This is a genomic window from Vibrio sp. D420a, from assembly GCF_030248625.1.
GTDB lineage: Bacteria > Pseudomonadota > Gammaproteobacteria > Enterobacterales > Vibrionaceae > Vibrio > Vibrio fortis_A.
The window spans coordinates 38899-49913 of sequence record NZ_JAHGAN010000035.1 but is presented as its reverse complement, the minus strand read 5'-3'; the positions used below and the strand labels follow the sequence as shown (position 1 = coordinate 49913).

The 11015-nt window shown below is 46.3% G+C and carries 9 protein-coding genes; 1 reads left to right on the top strand and 8 read right to left on the bottom strand.

All coding sequences use genetic code 11. From position 1 onward, the window contains the following. Positions 1 to 5: 5 nt before the first annotated feature. A complete protein-coding gene (gene rlmD, locus KI743_RS20895; RefSeq protein WP_285468011.1) occupies positions 6 to 1331 on the bottom strand; it encodes a 23S rRNA (uracil(1939)-C(5))-methyltransferase RlmD in 1326 nt (441 codons plus the stop codon). 165 nt (positions 1332 to 1496) lie between these two features. Between rlmD and barA the strand changes: the two genes are divergently transcribed. Further along, entirely contained in the window at positions 1497 to 4310 is a 2814-nt protein-coding gene (barA, locus tag KI743_RS20890) for a two-component sensor histidine kinase BarA (RefSeq protein ID WP_285468009.1), read from the top strand. Between the two features lie 89 nt (positions 4311 to 4399). Here barA and acpS read toward each other — a convergent pair whose 3' ends face one another. The 7 genes from acpS to lepA all read right to left on the bottom strand — a co-directional run bounded on the left by acpS (position 4400) and on the right by lepA (position 10964). After that, positions 4400 to 4780, bottom strand: a complete 381-nt coding sequence (gene acpS / locus KI743_RS20885) for a holo-ACP synthase (protein ID WP_032549800.1) — start codon at positions 4778 to 4780, stop codon at positions 4400 to 4402. A 27-nt stretch (positions 4781 to 4807) separates the two neighbouring features. Next, a complete protein-coding gene (gene pdxJ, locus KI743_RS20880; protein WP_032549801.1) occupies positions 4808 to 5545 on the bottom strand; it encodes a pyridoxine 5'-phosphate synthase in 738 nt (245 codons plus the stop codon). After that, on the bottom strand, positions 5542 to 6273 hold the full coding sequence (gene recO, locus KI743_RS20875) for a DNA repair protein RecO (RefSeq protein WP_032549802.1): 732 nt from the start codon (positions 6271 to 6273) through the stop codon (positions 5542 to 5544). Before recO ends, pdxJ begins: the two co-directional genes overlap by 4 nt. Before the next feature lie 87 nt (positions 6274 to 6360). Then, entirely contained in the window at positions 6361 to 7332 is a 972-nt protein-coding gene (era, locus tag KI743_RS20870; protein WP_032549803.1) for a GTPase Era, read from the bottom strand. Further along, positions 7325 to 8002, bottom strand: coding sequence for a ribonuclease III (rnc, locus tag KI743_RS20865; RefSeq protein WP_032549805.1), 678 nt, complete (start codon positions 8000 to 8002; stop codon positions 7325 to 7327). The genes era and rnc overlap by 8 nt, the downstream gene beginning before the upstream one ends. A gap of 26 nt (positions 8003 to 8028) precedes the next feature. Then, on the bottom strand, positions 8029 to 8925 hold the full coding sequence (gene lepB, locus KI743_RS20860) for a signal peptidase I (protein ID WP_032549806.1): 897 nt from the start codon (positions 8923 to 8925) through the stop codon (positions 8029 to 8031). A gap of 245 nt (positions 8926 to 9170) precedes the next feature. Next, positions 9171 to 10964: a translation elongation factor 4 gene (gene lepA / locus KI743_RS20855; protein WP_150869442.1), complete on the bottom strand. Its 1794-nt coding sequence runs from the start codon at positions 10962 to 10964 to the stop codon at positions 9171 to 9173. Positions 10965 to 11015: the final 51 nt, after the last annotated feature.

The following is an 11015-nucleotide window of genomic DNA, read 5'->3' as shown; positions in this document are numbered from 1 at the left end:
TCGTTCTATGATTTTTCTTTGACGAATAGTGCCATAGATTCCAAATGACTGGTATGCGGAAACATGTCTAACATACCCATTTTGACCATTTGATAACCTTGATTTTGCAAGCTTGCCGTATCTCTAGCTAGAGTAGCAGGATTACATGAAACATAAACCACGCTCTTCGCCCCTAGCGCTGAAATTTGGTCGACAATCCCACTTGCTCCAGCGCGTGCAGGGTCAAGCAACACCTTATCGAATTTCTCTTTCGCCCACGGCTGAGAAGAGAGCTCTTCCTCTAGATTCGCTTGATAGAAAGTTGCGTTGTCGAGTTGGTTTACTTCGGCATTGCTCGTTGCCTGTTTCACCATTTCATCGACACCTTCAACGCCGACCACCAACGCCGATTGTTTTGCGATAGGTAAACTGAAATTACCTAAACCGCAAAACAGGTCGAGAACACGTTCATCCGCTTGTGGATTTAGCCATTCAATCGCTTGTGCCACCATCTTCTGGTTCACTTGTTGATTGACTTGAATAAAGTGATTCGGTTCAAACGGCAGGGTAAGGCCAGTTTCACTGTATGTCGGCGCATCACCCACCAAGCGAACCAGCTGATCCGTTTCTGGCATTGAATACAAGATTGCACCCTGCTCTGTCGCTAAATCAATGAGTGCTTGCTGGTCTTTGTCCGCTAGCGGTTTAAGATGACGAAGGACAATCACAGGCCCTTTATCAGACAGAACCAGTTCAACATGCCCAAGGTTCATAGGTTGGCTAAAAGTATCGAGTAGCGCGTTCAACTTTGGCAATAGTGCATTTAAGCTTGGCTCCAACACCGCACAGTCCGTCACATTCTCGATATGCTTACTCTGCTTCTTGCGAAAACCAAACTGCAGCTGTTGATTCTTTCTATCCATAAATAAGCTCACGCGAGCACGGCGACGATAGCCAACCTGCGGGCCAGTAATTGGTTCTGCAATTTCAGTGGTAGGGGTTTGGTATTGGCTCATCAAGTGACTCAGTGACTGCCCTTTGTGCTCTACTTGCGATGCATAATCCATATGTTGTAGATGACAACCGCCACACTGATTAAAGTGCTTACAGAAAGGCTTTAATCGCTGCTCACTTGGCTTTAATAGTTTAATCAACTTCGCACGGGCAAACTTACTTTTGCTTTCCGTTAATTGAATCACCACTTGCTCGCCCGGCAACGCACCATCAATAAACACAGGTTTATTTTTCTGATAAGCGATACCTGCGCCATTGTGATCCATTCGTTCAACCAAAACCGATTGATGCTTGGTCTCGAATTGAGTTTTCTTTTTTGGTTGAAAAAAACGTGCCATTGCTTGTGCCTAAACTATCTTTTAATCATTTATTTGTATCCAGGACTCACTATTATGTCTTGGAATCATTGTCGAACGTGGCGGCTTTGATTAAGCTTACCGTTCACTTAGCCACCATTGTGTGCGTTATTTTCCCATATCCAGACCTCGATGTAATTAAAGAACATGACCAGATATGGCTTGAGAGCCCGTGTAATTACCCTAACTCTAGCTCCGACCCTGATTATAGGGTTGTTATTGAGTGCATTCTTCTCATTTAACCGCTATCAAGACCTCGAAGGACAAGTTGTCAATACAGGTACCAGCATTATAGAACCTCTTGCGATTGCAAGTGAGTCTGGCATGCAATTAGAGAGTCGAGAGTCGGTTCGTCAGTTGATCAGCTACGCCCATCGTAAGAACTCTAAGTTGGTGCGTAGTATCGCGGTGTTTGATGAGCGTCATGAGCTGTTTGTAACCTCAAACTTCCACCCTGACTTTGAAAGCCTGACCTATCCCAAAGATAAGCCTATCCCGCATCTTAGTTCGTCCAAGTTGCTCGATAATACGCTGATTTTAAGAACCCCGATTATTGCCGAAGGTCAGTTCATGAACTCTGCTAACGGGCAATCTCAAGCGAATCAGGCTGTCGGTTATATCGCCATCGAGTTAGATCTCTCCTCATTACGATTACAGCAATACCAAGAGATATTCTCAGCGTTTCTGGTCCTTATCTTAGGCCTTGGCCTGTCTGGTGTATTTGCATTCCGCTTAATGCACGACGTGACTCAACCGATCACACACATGAAGAACATGGTAGACCGAATTCGTCGTGGTCACTTAGATGTACGTATCGAAGGCAAGATGCACGGTGAGTTGGACTCGCTGAAAAACGGTATCAACGCAATGGCGGTATCTCTGTCGGAATACCACGTTGAGATGCAGCACAGTATAGACCAAGCGACGTCCGATCTACGTGAAACCCTCGAGCAGTTAGAGATTCAGAACGTTGAATTGGATATCGCGAAGAAGCGCGCTCAAGAAGCGGCGCGCGTGAAATCAGAGTTCTTAGCCAACATGTCACACGAGCTAAGAACGCCACTTAATGGGGTAATTGGCTTTACTCGTCAGATGCTGAAAACGCACCTATCCACCAGCCAGACCGATTATCTACAAACCATCGAGCGCTCAGCCAACAACCTACTGAGCATCATTAACGATATCCTCGACTTCTCGAAGCTAGAAGCGGGTAAACTGGCACTAGAGAACATCCCGTTTGAGTTCCAAGCAAGCCTTGAAGAGGTCGTGAACCTACAAGCCACCAATGCTCACGAGAAAGGGCTTGAACTAACACTGAAAGTCGACCCGAAAGTACCTGCTGGTCTTGTCGGTGACCCACTGCGTATTCAACAGATTCTGACTAACCTGGTGGGTAACTCAATCAAGTTCACCGAGCGCGGTAATATCGATATCAGCGTTGAGCTACGTTCTCAATCAGAAGATAACATCGAGCTACAGTTCATGGTGCGCGATACCGGTATTGGCATCTCTGAACGCCAACAAGCGCAACTGTTCCAAGCCTTTAGCCAAGCCGATGCGAGTATCTCACGTCGCTATGGTGGTACTGGCTTAGGTCTGGTTATCACCCAAAAACTGGTGAGCCAGATGGGCGGCGAGATCAGTCTAACCAGTCGCCTACACCAAGGCTCGACCTTCTGGTTTACGCTAAGACTATCGACCACCGATATGCCGATGACTGATCTTATTGAGACGCAGTGTCTGCAAGAGAAGCAACTGCTGTTGATTGAGCCGAACATGCAAGCGGCGTCGATTACTCAGCAAGTACTGACTCAGGAAGGGTTAGTCGTGACCTACCGCTCAGTAATGCCAGAGGAGTCGACCAACTATGATTACGTTCTTCTCAATCTTGCGGCTAACCAAGACTATGAACTAGAAGTCGTTCAGCAGTGGGCAAACCGCGCTAGAGAAATTTCACAAAACGTCATCATTGGCACCCCAAGTACAGAGTTGGCACTGGGTGAGCAGCTGATGAAAAATGTTGATGTACAGTGCATCACCAAGCCACTGTCTCGCAAAAAACTGCTGCAAACTCTGGTCTCTAACCAAGCACCGCTCCTCAATGCACCAGTCATTGAGACGCACAGCGACGAGAAGCTACCACTGACAGTGATGGCAGTAGATGACAATCCAGCCAACTTGAAACTGATTACTGCACTACTGCAAGAGCGTGTGGAAACGGTTGTCAGTTGTACTAATGGCCAGCAAGCAATTAACCGAGCAACCGAGCAGACATTCGATATCATCTTCATGGATATCCAAATGCCACAGATGGATGGTGTGACCGCATGTAAGCACATCAAAGAGCTGGAAAATAACGCCAATACACCAGTGATTGCGGTAACAGCCCACGCAATGAGTGGCGAACGCGATCGTCTATTGGCAGCTGGTATGGACGATTATCTGACCAAGCCAATTGAAGAGCATGTACTGCAGCAAGTTCTGATTCACTGGAGCCCCGAATCTGAAGTAGAGAATGTAGAAAAGATCGATCCTGAGCACCCTGCAGTTGGTGTTGAGATTGAAAGTCACACCATCGAAACAGAGAGTAGCCAGCACAAAAACATCATCATTGATTGGCAAGCCGCACTCAAGCAAGCAGCCAATAAAGAAGATCTTGCGCGGGATATGTTGCAGATGCTGGTCGACTTTATTCCTGAAGTGTACGACGCAGCAGAGAAAGCGATTGAAGAGCCGGACTACCCAGTTGATGAGCTAATCCACATCATCCATAAGATGCACGGCAGCAGCTCATACAGCGGTGTGCCGAGACTCAAAGCGGTGTGTGCGACCATTGAGAAAGAGCTACGCTCTGGCACTCAGATAGAGGACATCGAGCCAGAACTGTTCGAACTTCAGGATGAGCTAGATAAGGTTCAGGCCACAGCTATTCACTATCTAACCCCAATTCAGCCGAGTTAACCCTCGGCACAGGTAAGTAATGGGCACCATAAAAACAAAAAGCAGAGCCAATAGCTCTGCTTTTTTGATTGTCACTGCATAGCGAAACATTAAGACTCGAAGAGCACCGTTGCTACTGCGTAGTGACGTTCATCTGAGATAGTAATGTGGATAGAGTTAACACCAATGCTTGCGGCTAACTCTTTCGCTTTGTTGTGCAAGGTAAGAACTGGCTTACCATGCTCATCGTTCGCAACCTGAAAATCATGAAAGGTGACGCCCATTGCGATACCGGTACCTAATGCTTTTGAAGCAGCCTCTTTGGCGGCAAAGCGCTTAGCTAAAAAACGCCCTTTCTGCTTCAAAGAGTGGAACTGTTCAAGCTCCACCTCACTTAAGATACGCTCCGCAAAGGCTGCGCCACTGCGTGCTAATGCCTTTTCAACTCGCTCAATCTCTGCGATGTCTGTACCAAGGCCAACCACTGCCATGACTCTTTAACCTTCCATTTTTATCAATTAAGCGTTGTTACGCGCGTTTTCCATGACCGCTTTCATATCTGATACCGCTTTCGCTAGGCCATCAAATACTGCACGACCAATCACAGAATGACCGATGTTCAACTCATAGATCTCTGGTAAAGCGGCGATTGGCGCAACGTTGTGGTACGTCAGACCGTGACCTGCATTCACTGTGATGCCTAGGTCGTCTGCGTAGCTTGCGCCTGCTGCAATCTTCTTCAGCTCATCTTGTTGATCTTCTTCAGTCTTAGCGTCTGCGTAGTGACCGGTGTGCAGTTCAATGAATGGTGCACCACACGCTTTCGCTGCATCAATTTGCTCGCGGTCCGCATCGATGAATAGAGATACTTTGATGCCCGCTTCAGTTAGCTTTTGTGTCGCCGCTTTTACTTTTTCAAGTTGGCCAACCACATCCAAGCCGCCCTCTGTCGTTAGCTCTTCACGCTTTTCAGGAACCAGACAAACAAACTCAGGCTTAGTATCTAGCGCAATCTGTACCATCTCATCCGTGACCGCCATCTCTAGATTCATGCGAGTCTGGATAGTTTCAGCCAGAATACGAACATCGCGGTCAAGGATATGACGACGGTCTTCACGAAGGTGAATTGTGATACCGTCTGCACCGGCACGCTCAGCAATTTCTGCTGCGTGAACTGGATCTGGGTATTGAGTTCCACGTGCATTACGTAGGGTTGCAACGTGGTCGATATTAATGCCTAAAAGGATTGAGCTCATTTTCCAATACTCCGTGCTCTAGAGAGACCTATTTGTGGCATAAACAGCTCTCTACTTTTTAATGGTTTGCCGCCAAGATACGGCTTTAAGGCTATGCGTGTAAAGCGTTTTGCCGCTTTTAACTGCTCTTTCGTTATAAATCTACGTTCACTGATCGCTATCAGTTCATCACCCATAAAGGTCAGGTTGTCACGACGCACTGAGGCGATAAAGCCTTTCTGCTCGCGATAGCGATAAGTCATTGTCGGATCAATAGGTTCTCCGGTACCTGCACAGTGCAGAAAATCAACGCCGTAACCCATTGCTGATAACAGAGCGAGTTCAAAGCGTCGCAATGCAGGCTCTGGATTTTCATTATGCGCCAGTTCTGTTAAAGCATTAAGATAATCATGAAAAAGTGCGGGCATTGGCACTTCTGCCATCAAAACTCGCCCGATTAATTCATTTACATACATGGCGGAGTAGAGGTTAATCCCAGTTAGCGGCAGTCCAAGGCTGATAGGTTCCGCTTGGCGCAATGTTTTCATTGAGCCATTACCAGACCATTTCAGCAGCAGTGGCGTAAACGGCTGCAACGCGCCTTTAAGATTGGAACGCTTGCTGCGTGCCCCTTTAGACATCAGTGTCATTCGTCCGAACTCTTCACTGAACACATCTAAAATCAGACTCGATTCACTGTACGGTCTGCGATGTAATACAAAGCAGCGCTGTAACCCTTCTGAAGACATATCACCTTCTAAATAGAAAAAAGGAGCCTAATTGGCTCCTTTTAAAATGGTTTCGACCCGGAGCGAAGCGCTTGCGCCTCTAGCGGGTTATAAGTCGTCGATGTAGCCCAGTGAACGCAGTGCACGTTCATCGTCAGCCCAACCCGATTTCACTTTAACCCAAGTTTCTAGGAATACTTTACGACCGAATAGCTCTTCCATATCCAGACGAGCTTCGCGACCGATTGTCTTGATCTTCTCGCCGCCTTTACCAATCACCATCTTCTTCTGGCCACTACGCTCAACTAAGATAAGTGCGTTAATGTGGAAACCATCGTTGTCTGGGTTGTAGTCAAAGCGTTCGATCTCAACCGTCACTGAGTAAGGCAACTCATCACCCGTAAAACGCATCAGCTTCTCACGAATGATCTCTGACGCCATGAAGCGCTGAGAACGGTCTGTTACATACTCTTCAGGGAAGTGGTGTGTCGCTTTCGGAAGATGTTCACGAACGTGCTTACGCAGTACATCAGTGTTCTTACCGTGTTTTGCCGAAATTGGCACAACATCGATGAAGTCCATCTTCTTAGACACTTCCATCATGTGCAGCATCACGTCATTGCGGTCTTGCACGTTGTCTACTTTGTTCACACAAAGAACGACTGGGAAGTTCGCTTTCTTAAGCTTGGTCAGTACCATCTCATCATCTTCAGTCCAGTGCGTACCGTCAACAAGGAAAAGTACCAAGTTCACATCACTCAAAGAGCTGTTTGCTGCACGGTTCATCAGACGGTTGATAGCACGCTTCTCTTCGATGTGAAGTCCTGGAGTATCAACGTAAATCGCTTGGTAATCCCCTTCGGTCTCTACACCCATAATACGGTGACGAGTCGTTTGAGGTTTACGCGATGTGATCGAAATCTTTTGACCCAAAATATGGTTCAGAAGTGTCGACTTACCTACGTTCGGACGACCGACGATAGCGATGAAACCACAGTGCTGGTTTTCCGGTAGGCTAGGTTCTTTGTTATCAGATGCAAAGAATGCATCGATATCGAATTCTTGGTTGTTATCAGACATTGCTTAGTTGCTCTAATGCTGTTTCAGCAGCCGCTTGTTCTGCCTTGCGGCGGCTAGTGCCTTTACCGATAACAGGTTTATCCACACCTGCCACTTTACACTCAACCGTAAATTCTTGGTTGTGTGCTTCACCTTTAATATTAGTCACTGTGTAGACAGGTAGCGGATTTCTTCGGCCCTGTAGGAACTCTTGCAGACGCGTTTTCGGGTCTTTTTGAGAAACACCAGGCTGAATCGCTTCTAGGCGAGTTTTGTACCAGCTTAAAATGATGCCGCGAATTGTTTCAGTGTCGCTATCTAGGTAAATAGCACCAATGATTGCTTCGACAGCATCTGCCAGAATAGAGTCACGACGGAATCCGCCACTCTTTAACTCACCTGGACCTAATTTTAAGTAATCTCCTAGGGCGAATTCACGACCTAGTTCAGCCAATGTATGTCCACGTACCAAAGTAGCACGCATACGGCTCATATCACCCTCGTTTACTTTCGGGAAACGGTGGTAGAGATCATCAGCGATGACAAAACTTAAAATTGAATCGCCCAGAAACTCAAGACGTTCGTTGTGCTTACCTGCAGCGCTGCGGTGAGTCAGCGCCAGGTGAATGAGATCGGTATCTTTGAACTGATAGCCGATCTTTCTCTCTAGTTTATCAATTGGAGAATTCATGCTCTCTCGATGTATTTAGTGATCGATTAATTAATGCCACCGATGCGGTTAAAACGCACACCAGTTGGGATCCAAGAAGGTAAAACACTGTCTGAGCTGCGCTCAAATTCAAAGCTGATCCAAATCGCAACCGCTTTACCTACTAGATTTTCTTCAGGGACAAAGCCCCAGTAACGGCTATCTGCACTGTTGTCACGGTTATCACCCATTACAAAGTACTGGCCTTCTGGAACAACCCACTCGTTAACACCTGGACGAGGCTGGTACGATTGCACACGGTCACGACGCAGTGGGTTAACTAAAACTTGGTGCTCAACGTCACCCAACTTCTCATTGAGTTGGATAAGTGGCACACCATCTTGAATAAATTGGCTCTCTTCAACGTTACTCAGCTTCACAGGTTTGCAGCCTTGTGTGCCTTTGGTTTGAATACACAGCTCTTTGTTACTGTTGTAACGAATCATATCGCCCGGCAGGCCAACCACACGTTTAATGTAATCAATGTTTGGCTGTGGCGGGTATTTGAATACGATTGAGTCACCACGTTCAGGCTTGCCTGTTTCTACCAGTTGAGTGCGCCATACTGGGTCTTTTAGACCGTAAGCGTATTTCTCAACTAGGATAAAGTCACCTACAAGTAGGGTTGGCATCATCGAGCCCGATGGGATTTGGAACGGTTCATAGATAAATGAACGCAGCACCAAAACAAATGCAATTACAGGGAAAATGGATACGCTATTTTCAACCCACCAAGGCTGAGCCGTCACTTTTGCACTGGTTTCAGCATCTAAACCATTAGTTTGAGCGGTAACGCTAGCCAGTTTCAATTGGCGCTTCTTAGCCCAAACAAACTTCTCTAACGCCCATACAACGCCAGTCACTAAGGTTACGATCACTAAAATAAGCGAAAATGTATTAGCCATTTATATCCCTTAAATTTCATTTCTTTAAAAATAACGAAAGTGAAAGAGTATAACTCTTTCACTCTACTTAATATTTCTAATTGTTATCAATCACACTGACTAGATGCTTGAAAGATTACGCAGGAAAAATTGCTTAGTTCTAGGCGCAAAGTGCAGTGACTAGTGGACCTAATTACAAATCTTTGCAACAACGAAATAAGCGATTTTAACCAGTAATATTTAGCAGTTAGTTAGTACGATTGATACTAGTCTTTGCCAACGTGAAGAATTGCTAAGAACGCTTCTTGAGGCAGCTCTACGTTACCGATCTGCTTCATACGCTTCTTACCTTCTTTCTGTTTCTTCAGAAGCTTCTTCTTACGACTCACGTCTCCACCGTAACATTTCGCGATAACGTTCTTACGCAGCTGCTTAACTGTTGAACGAGCGATGATGTGGTTACCGATAGCCGCTTGAATTGCAATATCGAACATCTGACGAGGGATGAACTCTTTCATCTTCTCAACTAGCTGACGACCACGAGTCTGAGACTGATCTTTGTGGGTAATCATTGCTAGTGCATCAACAGTGTCGCCGTTTAGAAGAACGTCTACACGAACCATGTTAGACGCTTCAAAGCGTTGGAAGTTGTAATCCAGTGACGCGTAGCCACGGGATGTTGACTTCAGACGGTCGAAGAAGTCCAGTACCACTTCAGCCATTGGAATATCGTAAACAACCGCTACTTGGTTACCGTGATAAATCATATCAACCTGCACACCACGCTTCTCAACACACAGTGTGATTACGTTACCTAGGTAATCTGATGGCACTAGGATATTACAACGCGCGATTGGCTCACGAATCTCATCGATATCGTTAATAGCCGGAAGCTTAGCCGGGCTATCTACGTAAAGCAGTGTGCCGTCAGTTTTTTCAACTTCGTAAACTACGGTTGGCGCAGTTGTAATCAGGTCTAGGTCGTATTCACGCTCTAGACGCTCTTGGATGATCTCCATGTGAAGCATACCAAGGAAGCCACAACGGAAACCGAAACCTAGAGCTGCAGAGTTTTCTGGCTCGTAGAATAGTGATGCATCGTTTAGGCTCAATTTGCCTAGTGCATCACGGAAGTTTTCGTAATCGTCAGATGATACAGGGAATAGACCTGCGTATACCTGTGGTTTTACTTTCTTAAAGCCCGGTAGTGCCGTTTCACAGCCGTTTTTAGCCAGTGTCAGCGTATCACCTACTGGTGCACCAAGGATGTCTTTAATACCACATACAACCCAGCCTACTTCGCCAGTTTGCAGAACTTCGGTATCAACCTGTTTTGGTGTGAAGATACCTAGACGGTCTACACCCCAAACTTGACCAGTACTCATTACTTTGATCTTGTCGTTCTTTCTTAGAGAACCGTTCTTGATACGTACTAGCGATACAACACCAAGGTAGTTATCGAACCAAGAGTCAATGATCAGTGCTTGTAGCGGCGCATCTGGATCGCCTTCTGGCGCAGGGATCGCTGAAACAATGTTTTCTAGTACATCGTCAACACCAATACCAGTTTTCGCAGAACAGCGAGTCGCTTCCATCGCGTCGATACCAACGATCTCTTCGATCTCTTCAGATACGCGCTCTGGATCCGCAGCAGGAAGGTCAATCTTGTTTAGGATTGGCACAACTTCCAGATCCATTTCGATCGCTGTGTAACAGTTTGCTAGTGTCTGAGCTTCTACACCCTGACCCGCATCGACAACCAGTAGCGCACCTTCACAAGCGGCTAGAGAACGAGATACTTCGTATGCGAAGTCAACGTGTCCTGGAGTATCGATGAAGTTTAATTGATAAGTTTCACCATCTTTAGCAGTGTAGTTAAGAGTCACACTCTGAGATTTGATAGTGATGCCACGTTCACGCTCCAGATCCATCGAATCAAGGACTTGCGCAGCCATTTCACGATCGCTTAATCCTCCACAAACTTGGATTAGACGGTCAGATAGGGTCGACTTACCATGGTCGATGTGGGCGATAATCGAAAAGTTACGAATGTGCTTCATAATTTGGTGTGACAAACTCTTTAAATTAGGACGGTAAGAAAGCCGCGTATC